Annotated in this window: 26 protein-coding genes; 9 read left to right on the top strand and 17 right to left on the bottom strand. The window is 64.5% G+C overall.

The features are described from left to right. Positions 1-11 precede the first annotated feature (11 nt). The 7 genes from GA0061099_RS30825 to GA0061099_RS30850 form a co-directional block, all read right to left on the bottom strand. Complete coding sequence (locus tag GA0061099_RS30825) at positions 12-818, bottom strand: SDR family NAD(P)-dependent oxidoreductase (protein ID WP_036029015.1); 807 nt, start codon at positions 816-818, stop codon at positions 12-14. A gap of 22 nt (positions 819-840) precedes the next feature. Next, positions 841-2133, bottom strand: coding sequence for a TRAP transporter large permease (locus GA0061099_RS30830; RefSeq protein WP_036029014.1), 1293 nt, complete (start codon positions 2131-2133; stop codon positions 841-843). After that, the gene (locus GA0061099_RS30835) at positions 2124-2675 is read right to left on the bottom strand and encodes a TRAP transporter small permease (RefSeq protein ID WP_036029012.1); all 552 of its coding nucleotides are present in this window, start codon (positions 2673-2675) and stop codon (positions 2124-2126) included. Before GA0061099_RS30835 ends, GA0061099_RS30830 begins: the two co-directional genes overlap by 10 nt. Positions 2676-2740: 65 nt before the next feature. After that, positions 2741-3712 (bottom strand): TRAP transporter substrate-binding protein, encoded by a 972-nt coding sequence (locus GA0061099_RS30840; RefSeq protein WP_036029010.1) that lies wholly within the window; start codon positions 3710-3712, stop codon positions 2741-2743. Positions 3713-4032: 320 nt separating this feature from the next. Beyond that, complete coding sequence (locus GA0061099_RS30845) at positions 4033-4761, bottom strand: Crp/Fnr family transcriptional regulator (RefSeq protein WP_036007486.1); 729 nt, start codon at positions 4759-4761, stop codon at positions 4033-4035. 321 nt (positions 4762-5082) lie between these two features. Continuing rightward, positions 5083-5208, bottom strand: coding sequence for a hypothetical protein (locus GA0061099_RS42815; protein ID WP_275945336.1), 126 nt, complete (start codon positions 5206-5208; stop codon positions 5083-5085). A 94-nt stretch (positions 5209-5302) separates the two neighbouring features. After that, on the bottom strand, positions 5303-6016 hold the full coding sequence (locus tag GA0061099_RS30850) for a helix-turn-helix domain-containing protein (protein ID WP_036029009.1): 714 nt from the start codon (positions 6014-6016) through the stop codon (positions 5303-5305). Between the two features lie 151 nt (positions 6017-6167). Between GA0061099_RS30850 and GA0061099_RS30855 the strand changes: the two genes are divergently transcribed. Further along, a complete protein-coding gene (locus GA0061099_RS30855; RefSeq protein WP_081493003.1) occupies positions 6168-6485 on the top strand; it encodes a c-type cytochrome in 318 nt (105 codons plus the stop codon). A 7-nt stretch (positions 6486-6492) separates the two neighbouring features. Here the strand turns inward: GA0061099_RS30855 and GA0061099_RS30860 are convergent, their stop codons facing one another. Genes GA0061099_RS30860 through GA0061099_RS30870 form a run of 3 tightly spaced genes read right to left on the bottom strand, consistent with a single transcriptional unit; the run spans position 6493 to position 9506 of the window. Next, a complete protein-coding gene (locus GA0061099_RS30860; protein WP_036029008.1) occupies positions 6493-7596 on the bottom strand; it encodes an ABC-type transport auxiliary lipoprotein family protein in 1104 nt (367 codons plus the stop codon). Positions 7597-7599: 3 nt separating this feature from the next. Beyond that, a complete protein-coding gene (locus GA0061099_RS30865; RefSeq protein WP_036029007.1) occupies positions 7600-8367 on the bottom strand; it encodes an ABC transporter ATP-binding protein in 768 nt (255 codons plus the stop codon). A 2-nt stretch (positions 8368-8369) separates the two neighbouring features. Further along, complete coding sequence (locus tag GA0061099_RS30870; protein WP_074448232.1) at positions 8370-9506, bottom strand: ABC transporter permease; 1137 nt, start codon at positions 9504-9506, stop codon at positions 8370-8372. Between the two features lie 176 nt (positions 9507-9682). Between GA0061099_RS30870 and GA0061099_RS30875 the strand changes: the two genes are divergently transcribed. Next, complete coding sequence (locus GA0061099_RS30875) at positions 9683-9958, top strand: hypothetical protein (protein ID WP_036029006.1); 276 nt, start codon at positions 9683-9685, stop codon at positions 9956-9958. Further along, positions 9959-10447, top strand: coding sequence for a phage holin family protein (locus GA0061099_RS30880; protein ID WP_036029004.1), 489 nt, complete (start codon positions 9959-9961; stop codon positions 10445-10447). A gap of 9 nt (positions 10448-10456) precedes the next feature. On the opposite strand, the gene GA0061099_RS30885 is transcribed toward GA0061099_RS30880, so the two are convergent. Beyond that, the gene (locus GA0061099_RS30885) at positions 10457-13150 is read right to left on the bottom strand and encodes a bifunctional acetate--CoA ligase family protein/GNAT family N-acetyltransferase (RefSeq protein WP_036029002.1); all 2694 of its coding nucleotides are present in this window, start codon (positions 13148-13150) and stop codon (positions 10457-10459) included. A gap of 62 nt (positions 13151-13212) precedes the next feature. Beyond that, on the bottom strand, positions 13213-14046 hold the full coding sequence (locus GA0061099_RS30890) for a universal stress protein (RefSeq protein WP_036028993.1): 834 nt from the start codon (positions 14044-14046) through the stop codon (positions 13213-13215). Positions 14047-14220: 174 nt separating this feature from the next. Here GA0061099_RS30890 and GA0061099_RS30895 point away from each other — a divergent pair, with 174 nt between their 5' ends. From GA0061099_RS30895 to GA0061099_RS30905, 3 genes are read left to right on the top strand one after another with little or no spacing between them, the layout of a single operon-like run. Beyond that, the gene (locus GA0061099_RS30895; protein ID WP_074448215.1) at positions 14221-15204 is read left to right on the top strand and encodes a zinc-dependent alcohol dehydrogenase family protein; all 984 of its coding nucleotides are present in this window, start codon (positions 14221-14223) and stop codon (positions 15202-15204) included. 23 nt (positions 15205-15227) lie between these two features. Continuing rightward, entirely contained in the window at positions 15228-16766 is a 1539-nt protein-coding gene (locus GA0061099_RS30900; RefSeq protein ID WP_036028987.1) for a bifunctional aminoglycoside phosphotransferase/ATP-binding protein, read from the top strand. Then, on the top strand, positions 16766-17752 hold the full coding sequence (locus tag GA0061099_RS30905; protein ID WP_036028983.1) for a CHAD domain-containing protein: 987 nt from the start codon (positions 16766-16768) through the stop codon (positions 17750-17752). The genes GA0061099_RS30900 and GA0061099_RS30905 overlap by 1 nt, the downstream gene beginning before the upstream one ends. Here the strand turns inward: GA0061099_RS30905 and GA0061099_RS30910 are convergent. Then, positions 17749-19416 carry a PHA/PHB synthase family protein gene (locus tag GA0061099_RS30910; RefSeq protein ID WP_420886579.1) on the bottom strand — a complete coding sequence of 556 codons (1668 nt, stop codon included), beginning with the start codon at positions 19414-19416 and terminating at the stop codon, positions 17749-17751. The genes GA0061099_RS30905 and GA0061099_RS30910 overlap by 4 nt on opposite strands. A 365-nt stretch (positions 19417-19781) precedes the next feature. Between GA0061099_RS30910 and GA0061099_RS30915 the strand changes: the two genes are divergently transcribed. Further along, the gene (locus GA0061099_RS30915; protein ID WP_036028979.1) at positions 19782-20510 is read left to right on the top strand and encodes a CBS domain-containing protein; all 729 of its coding nucleotides are present in this window, start codon (positions 19782-19784) and stop codon (positions 20508-20510) included. Between the two features lie 12 nt (positions 20511-20522). Here the strand turns inward: GA0061099_RS30915 and GA0061099_RS30920 are convergent, their stop codons facing one another. The 3 genes from GA0061099_RS30920 to GA0061099_RS30930 form a co-directional block, all read right to left on the bottom strand. Then, the gene (locus GA0061099_RS30920) at positions 20523-20981 is read right to left on the bottom strand and encodes a RidA family protein (RefSeq protein ID WP_036028978.1); all 459 of its coding nucleotides are present in this window, start codon (positions 20979-20981) and stop codon (positions 20523-20525) included. A 21-nt stretch (positions 20982-21002) separates the two neighbouring features. Continuing rightward, on the bottom strand, positions 21003-22694 hold the full coding sequence (locus GA0061099_RS30925; RefSeq protein WP_074448216.1) for a benzoate-CoA ligase family protein: 1692 nt from the start codon (positions 22692-22694) through the stop codon (positions 21003-21005). 144 nt (positions 22695-22838) lie between these two features. Next, a complete protein-coding gene (locus tag GA0061099_RS30930) occupies positions 22839-23330 on the bottom strand; it encodes a MarR family winged helix-turn-helix transcriptional regulator (RefSeq protein WP_036028958.1) in 492 nt (163 codons plus the stop codon). Between the two features lie 278 nt (positions 23331-23608). Here GA0061099_RS30930 and GA0061099_RS30935 point away from each other — a divergent pair, with 278 nt between their 5' ends. Both GA0061099_RS30935 and GA0061099_RS30940 read left to right on the top strand, forming a co-directional pair. Next, on the top strand, positions 23609-24784 hold the full coding sequence (locus GA0061099_RS30935; RefSeq protein ID WP_036028956.1) for an ABC transporter substrate-binding protein: 1176 nt from the start codon (positions 23609-23611) through the stop codon (positions 24782-24784). 106 nt (positions 24785-24890) lie between these two features. Then, complete coding sequence (locus GA0061099_RS30940) at positions 24891-25346, top strand: cupin domain-containing protein (RefSeq protein WP_036007559.1); 456 nt, start codon at positions 24891-24893, stop codon at positions 25344-25346. A gap of 109 nt (positions 25347-25455) precedes the next feature. Here the strand turns inward: GA0061099_RS30940 and GA0061099_RS30945 are convergent, their stop codons facing one another. Next, entirely contained in the window at positions 25456-26706 is a 1251-nt protein-coding gene (locus GA0061099_RS30945) for a flavin-dependent oxidoreductase (RefSeq protein WP_036028954.1), read from the bottom strand. Between the last annotated feature and the right edge of the window lie 289 nt (positions 26707-26995).

Raw genomic sequence — 26995 nt, forward strand, 5'->3', positions numbered from 1 at the left:
TACATCCTTTGCTATTTGTGCAACTGGGTGAGACCGGTCGGCGGGCCATCGACGGCGGTCCAGCCGCCGTCGACGAACAGCGTGCTGCCGCTGACATAGCTTGCGGCATCCGAGGCGAGATAGGCGACGGCGGTCGCGACCTCGTCGGCGCTGCTCCAGCGGTTGAACACGGTGTGGCCGGCGTAGAGATTGTAGATGTCGGGGCGCTGCTTGAACGGGCCGGTCAGCGCGGTCTCGGCGATGCTCGGCGCGATCGCATTGACGCGCACGCCGGCGTGCCCGACCTCGGAGGCAAAGCCCTTCACCAGGAGACCGATCGCCGCCTTGGTGGAGCCGTAGATGCCGAGGCCAGGTTCGATGGTCACCGCGCGCACCGAGGAGCAGGCGATGATGCTGCCGCCCTTCTGCGCGACCATGATGCGGCCGAAGGCCTGGAAGAAAAAGACCGTGCCCTTGACGTTGAGGTTGAGGACGCGGTCGAGATCCTCCTCGGTGTAGTCGAGGATGGTCTTGCGGATGTTGAGGCCGGGCGTCGTCACGGCGATGTCGAGCCGCGGAAACTTCTGCATCACGGTTTGGGCCAGCGCATTGACATCCGCGGCGCTTGCGGCGTCGCAGCCAGCTGCTTCCGCCCAGCCGCCCTTGTCACGAATACCGGCGGCGGTCGCCTCCGCTGCGTCGAGCGCACGATCGGCGCAGACGACGCGGGCGCCGAGATCCGCAAGCGCTTCGGCCGACGATCTGCCGATGCCGGATGCGGCGCCGAGCACGAGCGCGGTCTTGCCGGTGAGATCGAAGAGCTTGCGATAGTCCGCCACTGACATTGTCTCCCTGGTGCTACTAGCCCTTGTAGCCCATCAAGAGGCGCGGCAGCCACAACGAGAATGCAGGGACGTAGGTCACGAACATCAGTGCTGCGATGAGCGCAGCATAGAACGGCAGGATGGTGCGCATCACCGCGCCGACCGAAATGCCGCCGATGGCGCAGCCGACGAATTGCGTCGTTCCGACCGGCGGCGTGTTGAGCCCGAGGGCGCAATTGATCAACATCAGCATGCCGAACTGCACCGGATCCATGCCCGCCTTCATCGCGATCGGCAGGAAGATCGGGGTGCAGATCAGGATCGTTGCCGCCATGTCCATGAACGTGCCGAGCACGAACAGGATGATGTTGATGAGCAGGAAGATCACCCAGGGCTGCGTCGACAACTTGTTCATCATCGCGCCGGCGAGATCCGCCACCTCGTAAAGTCCCATCAGGTACTGGAACATGGTGGAGACGCCGATCAGCAGCAGCACCACGCCGGTCGTCTTCACCGCCTTGGCGGCGGCGCGCAGGAAGTTGCCCCAGGTCATGGTGCGATAGATGAAGAACGTCAGCAGGATCGAGTAGGTGACGGCGATGGCCGCCGATTCGGTTGCCGTGAAGACGCCGGACAGGATGCCAGCCAGGATGATGCCGACGATCAGAAGCCCAGGCACCGCGGCCGCCAGCGAGCGGACCACCTCGGCCCAGCCCGGGAATTTGCCGGCGGGATAACCGCGCTTCACCGCGACCGCGTAGGCGGCAACCAACATGCAGACCATCAGCACCAGCGCCGGCAGCAGGCCGGCCGCAATCAGCGCGCCGATCGAGACCTTGCCGCCGGCCGCGAGTGCATAGATGATCATGTTGTGGCTGGTCGGCATCAGGGCGCCCACGAGCGAGGCGTGGGTGGTGACGTTGACGGCGTAGTCGGTGTCGTATCCCTCCTTCTTCATCATCGGGATCATCACCGCGCCCATCGCCGACACGTCGGCCACGGGCGAGCCCGAGACGCCGCCGAACAGCGTGCACGCGACCACGTTCGACATGCCGAGCCCGCCGCGGATGTGCCCGACGAGATTCTTGGCGAGTTGCACGATCTTGTCGGCCACGCCGCCATGCAGCATCAGCTCACCGCTGAAGACGAAGAATGGAATGGCGAGGAAGGAGAAGATGTTCATCCCCGACATCATCTGCTGGAAGATGACGGCGACCGGCAGGCCTTCGTAGAGGATGGTGCAGATGGCCGACAGGCCGATCGCGAAGGCGACCGGTACGCCGAGGATCAGAAAGCCGAAGAAGGTGGCGCCGAGGATGATCAGTTCCATGAGGGGACGACCTCTTCGCCGCGCAGGAGAGCAATGATGTGCTCGATGGAAAACGAAACGATCAGGACGCCGGAGGCGAACAGCGGCACGTAGCGGATCACCTCGGGCAGACCGAGATTGGGGATCTTCACGGTGCCGACCGACGCGCCGAGGATCCAGCCGTTATAGGCCATTGCGAGGCCGAACCCGGCAACCAGAACGTGGATCACGATCTCGATCTTCTCCCGCGCGTGATCGGGGAGCATGACCAGCAGGCTGTCCATGCCGATATGCCCGGCATCGCGTACGCCGACGGCGGCGCCGATCAGCGTGACGTAGAGGATCAGGACCAGCGCCAGGTTCTCCGTCCAGGTCGGGCTGGAGTTGAGCACGTAACGTCCGAACACCTGGTAGAAGACGATGGCGACGATGACGAGCAGGCCTGTCACCGACAGGTACATGCCAAGGCGCGCGATGGGGGCATTGACCCGCGACAGCAAGCCGGTGGACGGGCGTGTTGCTACGGCCCCCTGCTCGTGACTTGCGACGTGTGGGTCTGTCATCCCGCGCCTCCTTACGGGATCCGGTGCCGCCTGGCGGCGACGCCGGACCCGGTTCCCGAATTATCTTACTTCGTGTCCTGGATGCGCTTGACGAGGCTCTGCAGCTTCTCGTTCCCGGCGAACTTCTGGTAGACCGGCTTCATTGCATCGACGAACTCCGCCTTGTTGCCGATCGTGACCACCTGAACGCCAGCGGCTTCGACGGTCTTGCGGGCGGCCTGCTCGCGCGCGTCCCAGAGCTTGCGCATGACGGGCACCGATTCCTTGGCTGCCTTGCGGACCATCGCCTGGTCCTCCTTGCTCAGCGCGTCCCAGACCTTTTTCGAGATCACGAGAACTTCGGGCGCGAGGGAGTGCTCGGTGATGTTGTAGAACTTGGCGGCTTCGAAGTGCCGGGAGGATTCGTAGGACGGCCAGTTGTTCTCGGCAGCGTCGACGAGGCCGGTCTTGAGCGCGGTGTAGACCTCGCCATAGGGCATCGGCGTCGGGTTGGCCCCCAAGCTCTGGATCATGCCGACCCACAGGTCGGATTGCTGGACGCGGATCTTCAGGCCCTTGAGATCGGCAAGCGATTTGACCGGTGCCTTGACGGTGTAGACCGAGCGCGCGCCGCTGTCGTAATAGGCAAGGCCGACCAGGCCCGCGGGCTCCATGGCTGCCAGGATCTCATCGCCGATCGGACCATCGAGGACGGTGCGCATGTGCTGCGTGTCCCGGAAGACGAAGGGCAGGCACAAGGCAATGGTCTCGGGCACGAAATTGTTCAGCGGCGATGCGTTGATCCGCATCATGTCGAGCGCGCCGATCTTGAGTTGCTCGATCGTGTCCTTCTCCGAGCCCAGGGCGCCGTTCGGAAACACCTTCACGCCAAGCTTGCCGCCGCTCGCCGCCGCGAGTTGCTGGCCCATGAACTTGACCGCCTCGACGGTCGGATAATCGGCGGGGTGAACGTCAGCCGAGCGGAAATCGCGTGCAGTGGCCAGGGGTGCTGAGACCGCCAGTGCAACGGCTGTGATGATACCGGTGAGCGTCTTCATGTGGGCTTCCTCCTGGGTTGATTGAGATCGATTATATCGTTGTCGGCCCGGCTGCAGGCCGCCTTGGGTCGCTCCGCTTCAGGTGTGAAGTCAAGCGCCAATGTCGTCCCTAGGGCGGGCGGCATTCTCTGTCCAAGCCAAATCCGGCATCGATCGATGCAAGACTTGCATCAATCGATTCCTGGCGCAATTCGCACTATGGTGGGTATGGCGGCCTGGCTCGACGTCGCTAGCCCGTGACTTGACGCCTCCAAAGATCGAGCGCGCCTCCGCAGGCTGGACCCGCGCGGTCGCCATCATCGACGATTAGGCCGACGGCGTCACTCGCCGCCGAGGCCGCTCTCGGCGAGCTCGCGCAGCGCGTCCGTATCGAGCACGACGATGGCGCCGTGCTCGAGGCGGACCCAGTTGCGGCCGGCCCAGGCGCGCAATTGCTTGTTGATGCTCTCGCGCGTCATCCCGACCATCTCGCTGATCTCCTGTTGCGTGATGGCGAGCGTGCCGCTGCCGGAATCCAGCTTGCGCTCTTCGGTGAGACCGAGCAGTGCACTGGCAAGCCGGCCCGGTAGATTCTGCAGGATCACCTGCTCGACCTGCTGACTGGTCCAGCGCAGACGCGCGCACAGCAGCTCGATGAACTTCATCGCCAGCGCCGGCTGGCTCTTCACGAACGGCAGGAAGTCCCGGCGATCGATGACGTAGAGCTCGCAATTGGTATTGGCGGTCGCATCCGCCGACCTGGGCGCACCGTCGAGCACGGCGATCTCGCCGAAGATTTCTCCGGGGCCGATCAGATTGAGAATAGCGTTCCGCCCATCAGGCGATGAGGAGGAAATCTTGACTGTCCCCGCGATCACCGCGAACAGGCTGTTGCCGGGATCGCCCTTGGCGGCGATCGTCGCGCCACGCTTGACGGTGGTGTGCTTGGCGTAGCGGCAGAGTTGATCGAGCGCTTCCGGCTCCAGATCCGCGAAGATCGGGTGCTTGCGCAGGACCGATAGTTTGTTGCCCGCCGGTTGTCGGGGATCGCCGGTCTTGTCCTGAGGCACGCCGCGGGGCTCCTAAGACTACGAGGCACTGAGTTCCTGCGTAGTCAACGTTACCAGGCATTTCAACCGGAAAGCACGCGCGCGATTTGAGGCAAATGCCACGAAAAGGCCCGTAACGAGGAAGTCAGCAGCCAAAAGCTGCGGCGATGCGTCCTCTTCGACGCAGAGTTGCGGATTACGCAAACCGCGATTGCGTCGAGACGCTGCCGAGGGCCAGCGCCCGCCCAGGCGAGCATCGACCCTGGCGCGCCGGACTCGGACCTAAACCTAGACTTGGACTTGGACTTGGACTTGGACCTGGACCTGGACCTGCAGAAGGCTTCAGTGCCTGGAATCCGGATCAAGCCGACCCGCCCTGGTTTGCCGGTCAGCCCAGGCCAGAACTGCGGCGAACACGACAAAGATCGCGACGACGACAACGGTCACCAGCAACGCGTCAGCAGGCATCATCCCCTCCCGGATTTGTCTCCGGCATTATTTTGCGGGCATGGCCGCCGTCATTGATCGGGATCAAATTGCCGAGAGAGTCCCGGAGATGACGTCAGGCTGCGGCCATGGCCTCGACACGGGCCGGATCGAGCAGGCTGATGCCGCCGTGAATGATCTCGATCACGCCGAGACGCTCAAGCTTGGTAAAAGTGCGGCTGACGGTCTCGATGGTCAGGCCGAGATAATCGGCGATGTCCTGACGGCTCATCGGAAGCGCGACCATGTCGGACGGACCGTTGAGCGCGACCAGCCGCTCGCGCCAGCCGAGCAGAAAGGTCGCGACCTTCTCGTCGGCCGAGCGGCGGCCGAGCAGAACCATGTGGTCGCGCGCCTGGCTCAACTCGCGAATGGCCAGTTCGTTGATGCGCCTGAGCAATTGCGGCCGGTCTTCGATGAAACGGCCGAAAGGCCCTTTTGGGAATTGGCACACTTTCACCACGCCGATCGAATCGGCCGAAAAATTGTGCCGGCCGGACAGATTCATCCCGAGGAAGTCACCGGGCAAGGCAAAGCCGACGATCTGCCGCCGGCCGTCAGGCAGCAGCTTGTACAGCCGCATGACGCCTTCGAGGACGTTGTAGAACGAGGTCGTGATGTCTTCCTCGGAAAACACGGTCTCGCCCGAATCGAAATGGACGCGGCGGCCGAGATGCTCGAACTCCCGGAGTTCGGCTGCATCGAGCGACGAGCAGACCGCCGCTCCACGCACGGCACAATCGTCGCAATGATGTCCGTTCGGCTCACTCGTGACCACGGAAGGCTTCATCCATCGCTCCCCACGCCGGCCGCTCCCGACGTCAGGCCGAGTCCACCGCGCGGCTGCATTTTACTGCACCGTGCCGCAGCCGATTGACCCAGATCAAATTTGGCTGGCATCCCGCTCTTATTCTGCGTCCACGGTTCGACGGGATGATTCCATGCTGCAAAGAGCACTGCGTCACGGCCTGATTGGGCTGCTTCTGATCACGCCTGCGCTCGCGGCCCCGGCCGCCGAACAACGCGGCAAGGCTTTCGCCCGAGCCAATTGCGCACGCTGTCACGCGATCGACCGCGCCTCCAAGAGCCCGCTGGAGATCGCGCCTCCGCTACGCACCCTGCATCGGCGCTATCCGATCAACAGCCTTGGTGAGGCGCTGGCCGAGGGGATCTCCACCGGACATGCCGACATGCCGGCCTTCGAACTCAGCCCGGACCAGATCCACGACCTGCTGTCCTACCTGAAGACGCTGGAATAGTCACCCCTCACACCGCCTGCACGGTCCATCCGATCAGCTCCTTGGCGATGCGCGCGAAGGCGGCATCGAAGGCGGCGACTGAAGCGGCCGGTTCGACCTTGTCGAGCTTTTCGCTGGCCTCGATGAGCCGCGATGCGATCACCTTGCCATTCTTGTCGACGATCCGAGCCGACAGTCCGATCTCGGCCCGCGCCTCCCCATCCGTCGCGATCCGAAAGCGCCGGATGTCGAGCAGGAGCTGGTAGTCCGCCGGCCCGAGATCCGTCGTGCGCAGCGGGGCGTGGGCGATGTCGTAGTTCTCGAAACTGTCGATCAGGCGCGCCTGCACCAGTTTCGGAATGCTATCAGCCCAGAGGAAGTCCGCAAAGCCCGGCCTGTCGCCGCCAGGCGCGAACAGCATGCGCTGGGTCTGCAGCATCGCCACCGCCGTCGGCTCGGGAATGGCCAGTGAGGCCGATAGCGTCTTGCCGGCCGGCCCGAGATTCTGCGGCGTGCGCAGGTCGTAGGTGACCTTCTGCGCGGGCGTGCCGCCGCCGGTCATCTTGTCGAGGCCTGCCAGGATGCCGTCGATCTTGCCGGTGTTACGCGCGAGCCCGTCGGAGAAGGTCTTGAAATTGGCAATGGTGTCCTTCAGCGGGCCGGAATTGTCCTGAAGCACCGTGTCGACCCGCCGCAGCGCATCGCGCGCCGCCTGCGTCATGCTCTGGCCAGCGCCGGCCTCCGCGATCAAGGTCGGCAGCTCGCCGGACTTGGCGACGATCACGCCCCCCTCCAATGTCACCACGGGAACGCCGGTCAGGCCCTGGAATTCGAGGCCGACCTTAGTGTCGGCACGAACCGGCGTCGCGGTGGCAACCGAGATCGTGGCATTGACGAAGCGCGGGTTATCAGGCGCGAGCCCGAGCTGGGTGACCTCTCCGACCCGAATGCCGTTGAACAGCACGCCCGCGCCAACCAGCAGGCCGGGCACCGGCCCCTGGAATTGCACGTGGTAGCTGGTGCGCGGGCCGATGCCGCCGGTGTTGTTCAGCCAATAGACGAAGCCGAACACTGCGACGATCGCGGCCAGCACGAAACTGCCGATCAGCACATAGGGAGCGCGGGTTTCCATCTCTCATCTCATCTCGTGTTGCAGCATCTGCGAGCGCTTGCCGTGGAAGTAGGCGCGCACCCAGGGATGCTCGGATTGCAGCAATTCGCGCATAGGGCCGATCGCCACGATCTTGCCGTCGGCGAGCGCGGCGACGCGGTCGCAGACCGTGGTCAGGCTCGCAAGGTCATGGGTCACCATGAACACGGTGAGCTCCAGGGTCTTTTGCAGCGTCTTGATCAGCGCGTCGAACTCGCCGGCGGCGATGGGATCGAGGCCCGAGGTCGGCTCGTCCAGGAACAGGATTGGCGGATCGAGCGCGAGCGCGCGCGCCAGCGCCACGCGCTTGGTCATGCCGCCGGACAGCTCCGCCGGATATTTGTCGGCGTCCTCCGCACGCAGACCGACCATTTCGAGCTTGGCGATCGCGATCTCATCCATCAGCTCCTGCGACAGGACGAGATTCTCGCGCAAGGGAAACTGGACGTTCTGGCGCACCGTCAGCGAGGAGAACAGCGCGCCCTGCTGGAACAGGATGCCCCAGGCCATCGCTGCGCCGCGGCCGTGGCCTCCGCCGGGCTGTCCCATGACCTCGATGGTCCCGCTCCGGCGCGGGATCAGGCCGATGATCGTCCGCATCAGGACCGACTTGCCGCCGCCGGATGCGCCCACCAGCCCGAGGATCTCGCCGCGGCGGACGTCGAGCGACAGATGGTCGAGCACGGTCTGGCGGCCAAAACCGACCACGAGATCGCGGACGCGGATCGCGAACTGGTCTTGCGATTCTTCCATCGTCACATTCCGATCGAAGCAAAGAAGATCGCGAACAGGCCGTCGAGCACGATCACCAGGAAGATCGATTTCACCACCGACGTCGTGGTCTGCCGGCCCAGCGACTCCGCGCTGCCCTTGACGCGCAATCCCTCGCTGCAGGCCACGATCCCGATCACCAGCGCCATGAACGGCGCCTTCAGGATGCCGACCTCGAAATGGGCAACGGAAACGGCCTCGTGCAGCCGCGCGATGTAGATCGCCGGCCCCATGTCGCCATAGAACTGCGCGACCAGCCCGCCGCCGTAGAGCGCGGCGATCGATCCGATGAAGGTGAGGATGGGCAGTGCAATGACCAGGGCCGCAACGCGCGGCAGAATCAGGACGTCGACCGGATCGAGCCCCATGGTCGAGAGCGCGTCGATCTCCTCGCGCATCTTCATCGAGCCGAGCTCGGCGGTGTAGGCGCTGCCCGACCGTCCCGCGACCATGATGGCGACGATCAGCACGCCGAGCTCGCGCAGCACCAGGATGCCGACCATGTCGACCGTATACGACTCCGCGCCGAATCTGCGGAAGTGGAAGAAGCCCTGCTGCGCGATGATGGCGCCGATCAGGAAGGTGATGAGCGTGACGATGGGGATCGCCTGCCACCCGATGCGGTAGAGCTGATACACCAGCGAGGTCAGGCGCAGCGAGCGCGGCCGGCGCAGCACGCCGATCACGGCCATGAACAAGGCGCCGAGCATCTGGAGGAAGATCGTGATGTCCTCCCGCGCCCCGAGCGTGGACTTGCCGAGCTCGCCCAGCCGCGCCAGGACCGGATTCGGCGCAGCGCTTGGAGGGGGCGTGTGGCGGTTGACCTGACGCACCTCGTCCATCAGCCCGCTGAAATGATCGGCGACGCCGACGAACTCGGCCGGCCTGCCTGACGATGCGGCCCGGCGCGACAGCTTCTCCAGGACCCAGGCGCCGAGCGTATCGAGCGCGCTGATGCCCGACATGTCCAAGGTTACGGCGCGCGAACGATCGACGTTGACCCCAACCGAGCGGGACAAAGTCTCGAGCATCACCACGTTCGCGGCGGTCCAGGGCCCCTCGGGGCGCAATTTCAGCACGTCGCCTGCCGGCGTCGCGTGCAGCAGCGGTTCGTGATTCACGCTTTCCACCTCATCGGGACAATTGGTCCCCATTCAGCCGGCATTTCTAGGCCAGCATGTGGCGGCCGGATTGACCTGCCTCAAGCCTTCGTACACGCCCGTCTCTTGACGCAAATCAAGCGCGATCGCACGGGCTGGTCTTAGGCTCGTTCGAATTTAATGAGGACACCGAATCCATGTTCGACAGTGACAGGATGAGCGAGGAATTGCGCGCGCTGAAGGTCGACGTCACGCGCCTGTTGAGCACCGCCGGCGAGGAGATGTTCGAGAGCTCGAAAGCTCGCACCGAAGCACTGGCCGATCAGATCAGGGCCGCACTCGCCGAGCTCGGCGAGACCGTCGAACAAGAGGGGGAGAAGCTCCGGGGCCTCGTTGCGGAGCGTCCGATCACCTCGCTCGCCTCCGCCTTCGCGCTGGGCGTGGTTGTCGGCTTCATGCTGAGGAGACACTAGGTGAATACCGAGAATGTCGTCAAACATCTGCGCGTGCTGTGGCGCACCGACAGGATCATCGCCGACATCAGGTTGCGCCATTTGCTGATCGGCCTCGGCCTGCGCGCCTTCGCGGCGCTGATCGCCGCGTTCGGGCTAATGATGCTGGAGCTGTCGGCCTATTTCGCGCTGGTGCAGATCTGGAGCGCGACTGTCGCGGCTGCCATCCTCGGCGCCGTCAATTTCGTCATCGCGGCCGCTCTCTTCCTGATCGCCGGCCGCGCGCCGTCGGGGCGTGACATCGAGCTCGCGAACGAAATTCACGACAGCTCGATCGAAGCCCTCCAGCTCGAGGCGCGTGCGCTCCAGGCCCAGGTGTCGGGCGCGGTGCATCATCCGCTCAGCACGATCGTGCCGGTGCTGCTGCCGCTGATCGCGGTCATCATCAAGACTCTGCGGGCGACGGCCAGAACGTCCGATGATGCAAATTCGGCCGAGGCGCAATCGTAGCTGACGCGCTCAGAGCTTCAGCCTGACGTCGCAGATCTCAGGCTCGGCCGGCTCCGGCTTGACCTCGAAGCCGAGCTGCCGGCACATCTCGAGCATGACGGTGTTCTCCTGCAGCACGTCGCCCGATATGGTCTTCAATCCTTCCGACCGCGCGTAGTCGATGATCAGCTGCATGAGGGCCCAGCCGAGTCCCCTGCCCTTGAGGTCGGACCGCAGCAGGATCGCATATTCGCCGGTCTCGTAGATCGAGTCGGAATGGAGCCGGACCACGCCGACCATTTCACCGCTGGCCTCCTCGAATGCGATGAAGGCCATCGCGCGCGCATAGTCGAGCTGGGTCAGGCGTGCGATGAATTCGTGGGTGAACTCCTTCATCGGGGCGAAGAAGCGCAGGCGAAGGTCGTGCGCCGTGACGTGACGCAGGAATTCGTGGATGGTCGGCTCGTCCTCGGGGCGCATGGGCCGCACGAAGATGCGCCAGTCCTCCTTGAGCTTGAGGCGGCGCTCCCATTGCGACGGATAGGCGCGGACGGCGAAATTGGTAGGGCCTGAGCCGGCGAACTTCCGCTGCGGCGGCCCGACCGCGACGCGGGCATCCACCGCGGTCACGCCGGTTTCATCCGCCAGCAGCGGATTGATGTCGAATTCGCGGATCTCGGGAATGTCGGCCGCCATCTGCGCCAGCTTCACCAGCACCATGGCGACGGCGTCCTGCTTGACCGCCGGCACGTCGCGATAGGCCTTCAGCAGCCGCGACACGCGCGTGCGGTCGATCAGATCGCGGGCCAGTTGCAGGTCGAGCGGCGGCAGCGCCAGCGCCTTGTCGTTGATGATCTCCACCGCCGTGCCGCCGCGGCCGAATACCACCACTGTGCCGAAGGTCGGATCGTCGGCAAGGCCCAGGATCAGCTCGCGCGCCTTTGCCTTGACGACCATGGCCTGGACGATGACGCCGCCGATGCGCGCCTCGGGCCGCAGCTTCCGCGCTCGCGCAAGAATGTCCGTCGCCGCCGCACGCACGGCCTCCGGCGACGTCAGATTGAGCACGACGCCGCCGACGTCGGATTTGTGGGTGATGTCGCGCGACATGATCTTCAGCACGACGGTGCCGCCTTGCGCGAAGATGTCCTTTGCATAGGCTACCGCCTGCTCGACATCGGCTGCCGCACAGGTCGGCACCATCGCGATATCGTAGGCTTCGAGCAGGTGCTTGATCTCGACGGGTTCGAGCCACTGGCGGCCATCCGCGATCGCGGCGGTGACGATCTCTCTCGCCCCCCTCGCATCCGGAACGAACGTATCGGGCATCGCGGGAGGCACCTGGGTCAGTTCCTCCACCACCTCGCGGTGCCGGACTAGATGCATGAAGCCGCGCACGGCGTCGTCCTCGGTCGGATAGTTCGGCACGCCGGCGCTGGAGAGTGCCTGGATGATGTGCTGATCGGCCCCGACCCAGGCCGCCAGCACGGGCTTTGCCCATCGGCGGTGCTGCTCGCGATACTTAGCCACGAGCTCCGTCACGGTCTTGGCGATCTCGGCGGCCGATGCGATCGCGGTCTGCACATTGAGGACGAGGACTGCGTCGTTGTCGCGATCGGCCAGCAGTTCCTCCAGCGCCGCTGCGTAGCGCGCAGCATCGGCGTCGCCCACGATGTCGACGGGGTTTGCACCCGACCAGGTCGGCGGCAGCGCCGCATCGAGCTTCTTGCGCGTCTCTGCTGAAATGGTTGCCGGAATACCTCCGAGCTCGACCAATCGATCGACGGCGAGGACGCCGATACCGCCACCGTTGGTCAGGATGGCGAGACGCTTTCCCGTCGGCGATTCGACGCGGCCGAGTGTCTCGGCACAATCGAACAGCTCGCGCAGGTCGGACACCCGTAGCACGCCCGCGCGGCGGAACGCCGCGTCATAGACGGCGTCGGCCCCGGCGAGCGCCCCGGTATGCGTCGCGGCGGCCTTCGCACCCTGCGCCATGCGGCCGGACTTCACCACGACGACCGGCTTCACACGCGCGGCCGCGCGCGCCGCAGACATGAACTTGCGCGCGTCCTTGATCGCCTCGATGTAGAGCAGGATCGCCCGGGTCTTGTGATCCATCGCGAAATGGTCGAGCAGATCGGCAATGTCGACGTCGATCTGATCGCCGATCGAGACGATGCCGGAGAAGCCGACGCCGCGCTGCGCGGCCCAATCCACCATGCCGGCGGCAATGGCGCCGGATTGGGAGATCAGCGCGAGGTTGCCGGCGCCCGGCATGTGCGCGGCGAAACTGGCATTCAGGCTGACGCCGGGCATCATGATGCCGAGGCAGTTCGGCCCGATCAGCCGCATGCCGTGTTTGCGGGCGGCAGCGCTGGTCGCCTCGTGCAGCGATCCCGGTCCCTGGCCGAGCCCGGCCGAGACGATCAGCGCACCCGCAGACCCGCGACGGCCGGCCTGCTCGACGATGCCTGGAATCTCGGCCGCGGGCGCCGTGACGACGACGAGCTCGGGCACGAAATCCAGCCTGTCCAGGCTCTTCACCGCCGCGAGGCCGCTGATCTCGGCGTGGCGCGGATTGACGAGACCGAACCGCCCCTTGAATCCCGCTTTCCGAATGTTCTCCAGGACCGCGCGTCCAACGGACGCCGGACGCGCGCTCGCGCCGACAAGCGCGACCGAGCGCGGCGACAGCAGGTTGTTCAGACGATAAGTCGACATGAAAACAAATGCGCCGCGCCAGCGGCGGTTCCGATGATTGGACGATCCGGCTGGAAGAAGACCTAGTGCGAGATCATAACCCAGCATGGTGGCTGGCCAATGACGGTCTTTGTCACACCGCCCCACACGATCTCGTTCAGGCGCGAATGATGATAGGCACCCATCACGATGGCATCGATGCCATGGGAATTCGCCCAGCTTCCCAATACTTTGCCGGTCGAGCTGCCGCCCCCCTTCGTGGTTTCGAACGAGGCAAAGACGCCATGTTCCCGCAAATGGTCGACGAGTGCCGTTCCGGACTGGAGGACCGCGTCCGTCTTGTCCTGCGCCACGGTCAGCACACGCACCGAACTGGCAGCCTGAAGAACAGGCAACGCATCGCCGACCGCGCGCGCGGCCCGTGCAGAATGATCCCAGGCAATCATAACGTTCTCGAACTCGGGCCGAAGCTCGTCGGCGCGATGTTCGGGACAGAGCAGAAGGGGCCGTCCGGATTCGAACAACAGCGCCTCCACGATGGTCTCCGTTCGACTGTCGTGCGGCTTCACGGGAACCAGCGTGAGGTCGCTGAAGCGGGCGTGCTCGGCCAGGATCGCTCCGATCTGATCCGCAGGCACCTTGCCCGACCGGCTTTGGGAGCGGACGTTGGCGCGCGAAGCCGCATCGGTGAAGGCATTCAGCAGTTGCTGCGTGTCGCTCGGCTCGAGGCTGGCCTGCGCCAATTCGCGATCGTCAGGCAGCATCACCCTCGGTCGCTCGAAAACATCTTCCTCGAGCGCGAGCGCAGTGATCCTGGCGCCGAGATCGGCGGCCACGGCAACGCATTTCTCGATCGCAACCAGGGCCGGCCCACGCGGCCGGCCGACGAGGGGCAGAAACACATCCTTGATGGGCATCGGAATTCTCCTGAGCCACCATATAGGCTGGTTGTCGTCGAGGCCCTTGATCCTCGTCAACCGCAGGAACCTCCGTCCGATCAGCCGGGGGAACATGCGTTGACTGGCGTCAAGGACTGGCCACCTCTTCATTCTATGGATAGTTCAGTCGGAGCGGTTCGCCCGGAGACAGATATGCGTGCGATGGTGTTGCCGGCCCCGCGAGCGCGGCTCCGGATGGAGGAGCGGCCCGACCCGATGCCGGGCGAGGGTCAGATCCGGCTGAAGATCAGCGCCTGCGGCGTGTGCCGGACCGATCTTCATCTCGTCGACGCCGAGCTGCCCGGCATCCGCTACCCGATCGTGCCTGGCCACGAGATCGTCGGCCGGGTCGACCTCGTCGGTGCGAAGGTGACGACACATGCGCCTGGTGACCGCGTCGGCATTCCCTGGCTCGGCTTCACCTGCGGAAAATGCCGCTTCTGCCGCGAGGGTATGGAAAACCTCTGTGATGCACCGCTGTTCACCGGCTACACGCGCGACGGCGGCTACGCGACCCACACCATCGCCGATGCACGTTACGCTTTTCCGCTCGGCGAGGCCGGCAGCGACGTCGAGATTGCGCCTCTGCTGTGCGCGGGGCTGATCGGCTGGCGCTCGCTGGTGCTGGCCGGCCCCGCCGAGAGACTCGGCCTCTATGGCTTCGGCGCGGCCGGCCACATCATTGCGCAAGTCGCGGTTTGGCAGGGACGCTCCGTCCATGCATTCACGCGCCCTGGCGATGCCGCTGCACAAGACCTTGCACGTCGTCTCGGCGCTGTCTGGGCGGGGTCATCGGACCAGATGCCCGACGAGCCGCTCGACGCTGCGATCATCTACGCACCGGTCGGCGAGCTGGTGCCGGCGGCGTTGCGCGCCGTGCGCAAAGGCGGCCGCGTCGTCTGCGCCGGCATCCACATGAGCGACATTCCAAGCTTTCCGTATGATCTGCTGTGGCAGGAACGGCAGCTGGTCTCGGTCGCCAATCTGACCCGGCAGGACGGCCTCGATTTTCTCAAGGTCGTCCCGCAAGCCGGCGTGCGCACCGAGACAACGGCGTTTCCGCTTCATCAGGCCAACGAGGTCCTGACCATGCTGCGCAATGGCCAGATCCTCGGCGCGGCCGTGCTCACGCCCTGATGGTGCTTGCCATGTCCGCTTCGATGAAGGATGACACGGCGGCTCAGGAGCGCATCTTTCGGATGCTGACCGACCATCCCGGCGTGATGCGCATCGACACGCATGCTGCCTCAGTGTTCCTGGACGCAAGGCGCGCGCTGAAGATCAAGCGTGCCGTCCAATTTCCCTTCCTCGACTATTCGACGCTCGAAAAGCGCAAGGCGGCCTGCGAGGAGGAGATCCGGGTCAACCGGCCGCTGGCGCCGCAGATCTATCATGGCGTCGTGGCGATCACGGAAGAGCCGGATGGGTCGGTGAAGGTCGCGGGCGCCGGCCGGCCGATCGAGTATGCGGTCGAGATGTCGCGCTTCGACGAAAGCAGGACGTTGGATCATCTGGCCGAGGCCGGCCCGCTGGACGCGAAGCTTGCCTCGGCCACCGCCGACGCCATCGCGGCTTCGCACGCGACGGCGACACACGCCGACGGAAAAGCATGGGTCTCCTCCATCCCGGCCCTGATCGACGGCAACACGAACGGTCTGCGGGCCGGCGGACACTTCAGCGCAGACGAGATCGAGCAACTCGGGAACGCTTCGCATGCGGCCTATCTGCGTATTCGCCCCCTGCTCGCAGAGCGCGGCCGCCGGGGCTTTGTGCGCCGCTGCCATGGCGATCTGCATCTGGCAAACATCGTCATGATCGATGATCGGCCCGTGCTGTTCGACGCGATCGAGTTCGACGCGCAGATGGCGACGGTCGACGTGCTCTACGATCTCGCATTCACGCTGATGGACCTGTTGCAGCACCATCAGCCGGGCGCGGCAAACATGGTGCTGAACCGCTATCTCGCCGCGACGCCGGCCGACAATCTCGACGCGCTCTCGGCCTTGCCGCTGTTCATGTCCATCCGGGCGGCGATCCGCGCGCAGGTGACCTTGGCGCGACTGAAGCCGCCGCACTCCGGTGATCCCGGCATTGTCGACCAGGCACGGCGTTATTTCGACCTCGCCGGGACGCTGATCCGCCCTCCTGCTCCGCGTCTGATTGCGGTCGGCGGACTGTCCGGCACCGGAAAGACCGCCTTGGCGCACGCGCTCGCGCCGGTCGTGGCACCGGAGCCGGGCGCCGTCGTGCTGCGCAGCGATCTCGTCCGCAAGCAGATGTTCGCCGTCGAGGACACCCATCGCCTGCCACCTTCAGCCTATAAGCCGGAGGTCACGGCCCGCGTCTACGACACGCTGGTGCAACAGGCCCGGCGGGTGCTGGCGCAGGGCCATTCGGCGATCGTCGACGGCGTATTCGCGCGCGAGGACGAACGCGATGCGATCGCGGCGCTGGCGCGCAAGTGCAACGTGACGTTGAATGGGCTGTTCCTGGTCGCAGACCTTGCGACCCGGCAGGCGCGCATCGGCAGCCGCCAAGGAGACGCATCGGACGCCACGCCCGAGGTTGCCGCGCTGCAAGAGCACTATAATATCGGCCATGTCGGCTGGGCGACCATCGATGCATCCGGGACACAAGAGCAGACGCTTCAGAACTGCCGGAACGTCATCGCCGAGGGGGAAACAAGGCAATCAGACTGATGCGGGCAAGGAAGTCGCGACCCACCACGCGCTCGACGGCAAATACGCATGCCAAGCCGGCAACGCGGCACAATGCGCTGCCCGCCCGCCTCAGCCCCGGCATGGCCTGCGACACGGCCTTCCGCATCATCGCCCGCCGACACCTCGGCGCGGTGACCGCTCAGCACGACGCCACCTGCCGCGGCGATCCGGATGCGCTGCACCAGATCCGGATCGCACTGACTCATCTGCGGACTGCCATCCGCTTCTTCTCGCCGATGGTCGACGATGCGCTGCGGCCGGATGTCTGGGCCGAACTGAAATGGCTGAACAGTCAGCTCGGCATGGTGCGGGACCTCGACGTGGCCATCGAGCGGATCGTCGCAGAGAGTAGCGACGAGCTCGCCGTGGTCGCCGAGCTTCAGCGCTGGGACGAGAAGCGCGCGGAGAGCCATCGGCTGCTGGCACGTGCGCTGCAATCGGCGCGGTATCGCCGCCTGGTCGAGCAAACCTCAACGTGGATCGAAAGCGGCCCCTGGTCGACCCGCCGCAGCAAGGAAGCGATCCGGTTGCGCCGCCGCACCCTCGCCGACCATGCGACGGAGCGGCTGACCGAATGGGAGACGACGCTGCTCAAGAAGGCCCGGAAGCTGAAGAAGCTCGACGTCGAGAAACGTCACAAGCTGCGGCTGCTCAACAAGCGGATGACCTATTCGGTCGAGTCGCTTGCGGATCTGTTCGCCGATGGGGTGGCGACGAAACAGAAGTCCATCCTTAAGCAATTGCGCAAGGCACAACGCTCGCTCGGTCAATTGAACGACGATGCACGCGGACAAGCGCTGGCGGCGTCATTGAATGGCGCCGGAATCGAGGCCAGCAATCGCTTCCTGGATCGCAAGCGCGAAAAGAAGCTGTTGCGGAAGGCCTCGACGGCCTACCGGAAACTGGACAAGGCCAAACCGTTCCGCTCCTCGGATCTCGCGCCGAGTTCGGAGCCGGAGACTTAGGTGTGGACGTAGTCCCCCGGCGCATCGGGCAGGCCGAGGGCGTCGCCAAGTCCGATCTGCGGCGGAGCGCAGAGCGTACCGGAGCGTGCTGCCAGCCAATTGGTCCATTCCGGCCACCACGAGCCTTCAATGCGCGGAGCCAGCTTCAGCCATTCGTCGGCACCAACATAAGGCGCATCGGCAGCCCTGGTCAGCACCTGATAGAAGTGGCCGGGCTCCTCTGGAGGCGCCACGACACCGGCATTGTGACCGCCGCTGGTCAACAGGAACGTCACGTCGGCATCGACCTGATAATGGATCTTGTAGACGGATCGCCAGGGCGCCACGTGATCGGCGAGCGTGCCGACCACGAACATCGGGGTGTGAATGTCGGACAGCGAGACGCTCCGGCATTCGACCCGATAGCGACCTTCCGCCAGATCGTCGTTCAGGAACAGCTTGCGCAGATACTCCGAGTGCATGCGATAGGGTAGCCGCGTGGCGTCGGCATTCCAGGCCATCAGGTCGCTCGGTGGCGACCCGTCGCCCATCAGATAGTCACGCGAGAGCCGCGACCAGATCAGCTCGTTGGAGCGCAGCAGCTGGAACGCGCCCGCCATCTGTGTGGTGTCGAGGTAGCCGCGCTGCCACATCATGTCTTCGAGGAAGGCAACCTGGCTCTCGTTGATGAACAGCGTCAATTCGCCGGCCTCGGTGAAATCGGTTTGCGCCGCGAGAAGCGTGACGGTGCCGAAACGGCTGTCGCCGTCCCGGGCCATGGCCGCCGCGGCGATCGACAGCAACGTCCCGCCAAGGCAATAGCCGAGCGCATGGATCTTCCGGCCCGGCAGGATCTGGCCGATCGTGTCCAGTGCCGCCATCACGCCCAGCTTGCGGTAGTCGTCGAAGGCAACATCCCGATCGTTCGCGTCCGGATTGCGCCAGGAGATCGCGAAGACGGTGAAGCCCTGAGCGGTCAGGTATCTCACCAGGGAATTCTGCGGCGACAGATCGAGGATGTAGTACTTCATGATCCAGGCCGGCACGATCAGAATCGGCTCCGGCCGCACCTGCGCAGTCGTCGGATGGTACTGGATCAGCTCGATCAGGCTGTTGCGGTAGACGACCTTGCCGGGCGAAGCCGCCACCGTCTTGCCGACGACGAACTGATCCTCGCCGGCCAGCTTCGAGCCGGAGAGCAGGCGCATCAGGTCGCTGCACCAGTTCTGCCAGCCGAACACGAAGTTCTCGCCGCCGCTCTGGAACGCTTTTTCCAGCACCTGCGGATTGGTAGCCGCGAAGTTCGAGGGCGCCAGCATGTCGAGCATCTGGCGCATCGAGAACTCGACGATGCCCTCATTTGCGTGCGACACGCCGCGTATGCCGGTCGTGGCATCGTGCCACCAGCGCTCGGTGAGCAGAAACGCCTGCGCAAGCAGATTGAACGGCGCGGCTTCCCATTGCCGGTCCTTGAAGCGGCGATCCCGCGCCTGCGGCCGAATGACGGACCATGGTTCTTTGGATGTCGCGTGAGCGGCAGCTTCCAGGAAGCGGCCTGAGTCGCGGAAGATATTGCGGAAGAGCTCCATCTGGTGCTGAGGCGCCGCCGCAAGATGCGCGCCCCAGTCGAGCCAGGCGAGCGACAAGGCAACAGGCGAGATTCCGCCCGTGAACCGCGCCAGCATGGCATGAAACGCGCGATCGAGTGGATACGAATCCGTTGTTTGCGGGCAAGTGCAGTCAGCCGGCGTGCCTGCGACCCTTTCGGAAATCCCGGCAGCCGGCCTGGTAGCGGGAGCTTGCAGCGGCGCTTCGGCCCGTGGGAAGATCTTCACGACGCTCATGGCTCATTGTTCCTGCGGGCTTCTGTTCTACGCCTGCGGCAGGATATGGCGACGCTTCCGGTGCGCGTTGAGCTGCATCAAATCGCGGCACGGATCAAAATCGGTCAATCAAGGCAAGCTTTCTCCGCTTGACCTGAGTCAAACCGCACCCCGATGGATTCACTAGGCTTTGTCCATTGAAATTGACATGCCAGCGGAGTTTGTCCATGCGCGCCCACCAGATCATGACCCGGTCGGTCATCTCGGTTACCCCCGACACCAGCATCGTCGAGGCGGCCAACATCATGCTGAAGCGACATGTGAGCGGCCTCACGGTGGTCGACGCTACCGGCAAGCTGGTGGGCGTGGTGTCGGAAGGAGATTTCATCCGCCGCAGCGAGATCGGCACCGGGCGCAAGCGCGGGCGCTGGCTGCGGTTCATCCTCGGTCCGGGCAAATCCGCCAGCGACTTCGTCCATGAGCACGGCCGCAAGGTCTCGGAAGTGATGACCGACCTGCCCGTGACCATCACCGAGGATATGGCGCTTGCGGAGATCGTCGATCTCATGGAGCGGAACAACGTCAAGCGGCTGCCGGTGGTGCGCGGCGACAAGGTCGTCGGAATCGTGTCCCGCGCCAACCTGTTACAGGCCGTGGCCGGGCTCGCCCGCGAAGTGCCGGATCCGACCGCGGACGACGACCACATTCGCAGCCGCATCATCGACACCATGGAGAAGAACGACTGGTGCCCGTTCGGGCTGAACGTCATCGTGCGCGACGGTATCGTTCATCTCAGCGGCGTCATCACCGAAGAGCGCGCTCGGCAAGCCGCGATCGTCGCCGCGGAGAACGTCGAGGGCGTAAAGAAGGTGCACGATCATCTCTGCTGGGTCGACACCATATCCGGCGTCTACCTCAACTCGCCCGAAGACGACGAGCTCGCCAAAGCGAGCTGATCGCCGCGGAGTTCAGCTCGGAATGACGGCGGTGGCTTCGATCTCGACGCGCGCCGCCTTCTCGACGAGGCGGACGACCTGTACCAGGGCCATCGCTGGATAGTGCGTTCCGAAGACGCCGCGGTAGATCCTGCCGAGCTCCTTCAGATTGGCCAGATACTCGTCCATGTCGACGACGTACCAGGTCAGGCGCACGAGGTGCTCGGGCCGGGCACCGGCCTCGGCCAGGATCGCTGCGATGTTGTCCAGGGTCTGGCGCACCTGCGCGACGAAGCCATCGGCGAGACGCTCCTCGGCGTCCCAGCCGATCACCCCGCCGGTGACGACGATGCGTCCTTCGGCAGCCATGCCGTTGGCATAGCCCTTCGGCAGCGGCCAGCCTGACGGCTGCAGGATCTGCGCCTTGGTGCGCGTTCCATCCTCGGCTGCGGTCGGCAGGACCGCGAGTTGCGGGCTTTTCGGCGTCGTCACAGACAATTCTCTATCCTTCTCTCATTCCGCGGCGACGCCTGAGGACGTCACTGCAGCCTGCGCCAGCTGCCGCAGGGCAAAGCGCTTCAGCTTGCCGGTCTCGGTCTTCGGCAATTGCGCGACGAACTCGATGGCGCGCGGATATTTATACGGCGCGATCTCGCGTTTGACGTGCTCTTGCAACTCGGCCACCAGCTGAGCGTCAGGGGTCACGCCGGGCGCGGCAATGACATAGGCCTTGACGATCATGCCGCGCGCCTCGTCGGGCGCACCGACCACACCGCACTCGGCGACCGCCGGATGCGTGAGCAGTGCCGCTTCGACGTCAGTTCCTGCGATGTTGTAGCCGGCCGACACGATCATGTCGTCGGAGCGCGACTGGTACCAGAAATAGCCGTCGCTATCCATCAAATAGGTGTCGCCGGTGATGTTCCAGCCGTTCTGGACGTATTTCCGCTGCCGCTCGTCGGCCAGATAGCGGCAGCCGGTCGGCCCGCGCACGGCGAGAAAGCCCATCGTTCCGGGAGGCACGTCGCTGCCCTCATCATCGACGATCTTGGCTTCATAGCCCGGCACGGGCTTGCCGGTGGCGCCGGGGCGGATCTCGTCCTCGGTCGCGCTGATGAAGATGTGCAGCATCTCGGTCGAGCCGATGCCGTCCATCAGCTTGATCCCGGTCGCCTTGAGCCAGGCATCGAATGTTGGCTTGGGAAGGGTCTCGCCCGCAGACACGCATTTGCGGAGCGAAGAAATGTCGCGGCCTGCGAGCTTGCCAAGCATGGCACGGTATGCGGTCGGCGCCGTGAAGCAGACCGTGGTCTTGTACTGCTCGATCGCATTCAGAATGTCGTCCGGCGTCGTCTTCTCCAGTACAACGAAGGAGGCGCCGATATGCATCGGAAACAGCACGCCGCCGAAGCCGAAGGTGAAGGCGAGCGGCGCCGAGCCGATAAAGCGATCGTTTTGCTCGGCGCGCAGAATGTTGCGCGCATAGCCGTCACAGACCGCGAGCATGTCGCGGTGGAAATGCATGGTGCCCTTGGGATCGCCGGTCGTGCCCGAGGTGAAGGCGATCAGGCAGATGTCGTCGGCGGCGGTATCGACCGCCTCGAACTCCGGGCTGACATCGGCGATCAACGCTTCCAGCGAATCCGCCGCGCCATTGCCCCAATAGACGACCCGCTCGAGACCGGGCGCAGCAGCTTTCGCCTTCTCCATCTCCTCGGCGAGCTTTCCGTCGCACAGCGCCAGCGTGATCTCCGCCTTCTGGATCGGATAGGACAGCTCCTTGGCGCGCAGCAGCGGCATCGTCGCCACGCAGATTCCACCGGCCTTGATCACCGCGAGATAGGTCGCAACCATCATCGGATTGTTGGCCGAGCGCAGCAGCACACGCCCGCCGCTGACGAGACCGAGCTTGCCAACCAGCACATTGGCGATGCGGTTCACCAGCGCCTGCAGCTCGCGATAGGTGTAGCTGACGGCCGGGCTGATGACGCAAGGGGCATCGCCATGGCCCTGCTCGACCCAGCGATCGAGGAAATAGCTGACGCAGTTCAGTCGCGGCGGATAGTTCAGCTCCGGCCGCGTGAAGATGAATTCGGGCCAGAGCTCGCGCGGCGGCAGATGTTGCCGCGCGAACGTATCGACATGGGCCGTCGCGGCGCTGCCGTCAGACGAGCCCGTCCCTTGAATCTTGGCGGCGTTGGCCATCGCACGCTCCTTTCAGCATGGATTGCACCCGGCAGCACGATCTGGAAAACATTTTAGGCTTAAAACAATTCGGCGCAATAGGGGATTTTGGGCATCCCGTGCTTTTTCATGCGGCAAAGGGTGTCGGGCTGTCGCGCCCGTAGGCTACGGCCGGCGGCGGGCGGCCGATTTCTGCGCGGACGCCTTGGTCTTGGCGAGGAGGCGCATCAAGTCGCGCACATCCTTCGGGGAGAGATCGGCGAACAGATCGGCGATCCAGGTCTCGTGCTCGGCGGCCATCCTGCGGAACTCGGCACGCCCGAGCTTGGTCAGCCGGATCACCTGGACGCGGCGATCGGTGTCTGAGGTCCGCCGGTCGAGATGGCCTGATTCCACCAGGCGCTCCACGAGCCCGGTCACATTGCCGTTCGAGACCATCATGCGCTTGGAGACATCTGACAGGGTCATGCCGTCAGGCGCCTTGTCGAGCTGTGCCATCAGGTCAAAACGCGGCAACGTGACGTCGAACCGCTGCCGCAGCCGGCCGCGCACCTCGCCCTCGATCAGCGTCGTGCAGGTCAGGAGCCGCAGCCACAGCCGAAGCTCTTCGGCGTGGTCCTCCGGTGTTTCGACAACCTTGGTCTCGGAATCGAGCATGTCGATGCAGTCACTCACGGCCGGCCATGGCGCGGGCACGGATTCCCCAACGTTTTGAGCTTCAAATAAATCCGCGTCGGCCGCAAGTCCAAAGCTGCAACAATCGACCGCACGCCAGTTTCTTTAGGCTTCAAATAATTGGCGCGCAGCTTGCATGCATCGCTGCCCGCAGGATGCGACGCCCCGCGCTCGGCTTGCCGCGGCCGCCGTCATCGGCATAAGCTTTGGATTGGAGTACGTGGCTTGCAGCGCAAGCCAATCGTCACGAGGGACAGATCATGAAGACGAAAATAACCTTGGCCGCAGCTGCGATGCTACTCGGCACCGTGGTGACCCCTGCCCTCGCCCAGGAAAAAATCAAGCTGGGTGTGATCGTGACCCTATCGGGGCCCGCCGCAGCGCTGGGCCAGCAGGTTCGCGACGGCTTCGCCCTCGCCGTGAAGGATCTCGGCAGCAAGATGGGTGGCCGCGATGTCGAGGTCGTCGTCGTCGACGATGAGCTGAAGCCGGATGCTGCGGTGACCAAGGTGAAGGGCCTTCTGGAACGTGAGAAGGTCGACTTCGTGGTCGGGCCGATCTTCTCCAACATCCTGCAGGCCATCCACCGGCCCATCACGGAGTCGAAAACCTTCCTGATCAGCCCCAATGCCGGTCCGTCGACCTTCGCCGGCAAGGATTGCAACCCGTTCTTCTATGTGACCTCGTATCAGAACGATCAGGTGCACGAGATCCTCGGCAAGGTCGCGCAGGACCGCGGCTACAAGCGGATGTACCTGATGGTGCCGAACTATCAGGCTGGCAAGGATTCGGTGGCTGGCTTCAAGCTGGACTACAAGGGCGAGATCGTCGAAGAGTCCTACATGCCGTTGAACACGTTGGATTTCCAGCCGGAGCTCTCCAAGATTTCCTCGCAGAAGCCCGATGCACTGTTCACATTCATGCCGGGCGGCCTCGGCGTCAATCTCGTCAAGCAGTACCGGCAGGCCGGGCTCGCCGATACTATTCCGGTGCTCTCGGCCTTCACGGTCGATGAATCGACCCTGCCGGCACAGCAGGATGCGGCGGTGGGCATGTTCGGTGGCGCGAACTGGGCGCCCAATCTCGACAATCCCCAGAACAAGAAGTTCGTTGCCGCCTATGAGGCCGCCTACAACAGCGTTCCCGGCACCTACGCCTTCCAGGCCTATGATGCCGCGATGCTGATCGACAGCGCAGTCAAGGCCGTGAAGGGCAATCTCTCCAACAAGGAGGCCGTTGGCGCCGCGTTGAAGAAGGCCGACTTCACCTCGCTGCGCGGGGCCTTCAAGTTCAACAACAACAATTATCCGATCCAGGATTTCTACCTGACCAAGGTCGCCAAGCGTCCGGACGGCAAGTTCCAGACCGAGATCGTGCAGAAGGTCTTCGAGAATTACGGCGACCGCTATGCCAAGGACTGCAAGGCGTCGAACTGAGCATGATCCGGACCCGAAGGGCCGCACTAGCGCAAAGTGCGCAGCGGTTTTCCGATGAAGATCATGCTCTGACAATAGCCGCGCAGCGCGCTACGGGAGGACTGCAATGAAGAGCGAAATCACCGGCATCACGCGGGCCAATGAAGGAATCCAGGGCATTTCCTGGAACATCCTCGGCCAGACCTACGTGCCGAAGAGCTACGCGGAGAACAGCTTCTCCTGGCACGCGACGCTACCGCCGGGCACCTTCGTGCCGCCGCACATTCACCCCGACCAGGATGAGTATCTCTATATGCTGGAGGGCAAGCTCGATTTCATGCTGGGCAATTCGGAGGCGCAGGCCAGTGCAGGCGACCTGATCCGCCTCGGCATGGGCGTGCCGCACGGCATCTTCAACAAGTCGGAGCAGACCGCCAAGGTGCTGTTCTGGGTCTCGCCGAGCCGCAAGCTGTTCGACCTGTTCTGGGGTCTCCACAACATGAAGGAGCAGAAGCCCGAGGACGTCGTGGCGATGGCCGCCGAGTTCAACATCCACTTCCTGCCGCCGCCGCCCGGCGGCTAGAGCATGATCCGGAAAAGTGCGTAGCGGTTTTCCGAAAAGATCATGCTCAAACAATAACCCAAAAGCGCGATGACGATTCGTCCCAATCGCATCGCGCTTTAGGCGCGCTTCAGGCGCGCACCGCCGCGAGTCCGGGCACCGCGGCGAAACCTGCCTTGGTGGCATAGCCGCGCACGATGGCCTCGCGCTGGGAATAGCTCAGGACGTTGTCGACATTGTCGAAGCCGTCGGGCGCGAGCTGCTCGACGGCGTCGATAACGCCCTCCGGCCCGCCGCGCCGGTTGGAGCGGACGATTTCGGCCGTCATCGGCAGACGCTTCTTCTCGTATTCGAGCAAGGCCTGTCGCGGGTGTTCGGCGCGCACCAGCACATCCGCAAGACAGCGCGCGTCGAGAATGGCCTGCGAGGCGCCGTTCGACCCCACCGGATACATCGGATGCGCGGCATCGCCGAGCAGCGTGACCCTGCCCGATGACCAATAGGGCAAGGGATCGCGATCGCAGGTCGGATATTCGTAGAATTCGGGCGTTGCCGAGATCAGGCTCTTCACGTCGATATAGGGCACCGAGAAGCGCGCCACGTGCGGCATCAGCTCCTCGCGGCGGCCCGGCCGCGACCAGTCTTCCTTCCGCGGCGGCGGCGCGTTGCCCTCGCCCACTTTTACCAGCACCGCCCAATTGGTCAGGCGGCTCGCCGGGCTCGATCCTTCCGCGATGGGATAGATCACCACCTTGGCATTGAGACCGCCGGCCACGATCATCGATTTTCCGGTGAGGAACAGCGGCCAGTCGCGCGCACCGCGCCACAGCATGAGGCCATTCCAGCACGGCGGCCCTTCGTTCGGAAACAGCGTCTCGCGGACGCGCGAGTGAATGCCGTCGGCGCCGATCAGGATATCGCCGCGCGCGGTGTGGACATGGGCGCCGGCGCGATCGAAGAAGTAAGCGGTGACGCCGCCCTCGTCCTGCGAGAAGGCGCCGAGCCGGCAGCCGGTGTGAATCGCCCCACGGCCCAACCGCTGCTCGACGGCACGATGGATGACGCCCTGAAGCCGGCCGCGATGGATCGAGAATTGCGGCACATCGTGGCCGGCGTCGATGCCGCGAGCTTCGCGCCAGACCTCCTGGCCATGGCGGTTGAGATAATAGAGCTGATCGGTGCGGATCGCGACCTCGTCGAGCTTCTGCAGCAGGCCGAGGCCGGCCAACTCCCGCATCGCGTGCGGCAGCGTGTTGATGCCGACGCCGAGCTCGCGAATGGTGTCGGCCTGCTCGAAGATCTCGCAATCCAGGCCGCGCGAGCGGAACATCAAAGCCGTCGTGAGACCACCGATACCGCCACCGACGATAATCGCCTTCATCGCCCTAACTCCACTCGAACCGCAGGCAATGGGTTAAGGTCGCACGGGCGGTCACTCCGCCGCAAGCGGCTTTGTCGCGTCCGCCTTGAGCTCGGCCCGGGTCTTGGGCTTAGTCTTAATTCTCAGCTCCTGGAGATCCTGCCGGTCGCGCACGCTGTCGCGGAACCCGAATACATGCGCATCGGCGACATCATCGCGCGATTGGCGAGCTTCATCTCACGCAGGCGGCAATGAAATTATTTTAAACCTAAAATAATCCCCCGCAAGTCCCCCTTGCTGGATTGGCTGC

Origin of the sequence: Bradyrhizobium yuanmingense, from assembly GCF_900094575.1 — a bacterium.
GTDB lineage: Bacteria > Pseudomonadota > Alphaproteobacteria > Rhizobiales > Xanthobacteraceae > Bradyrhizobium > Bradyrhizobium yuanmingense.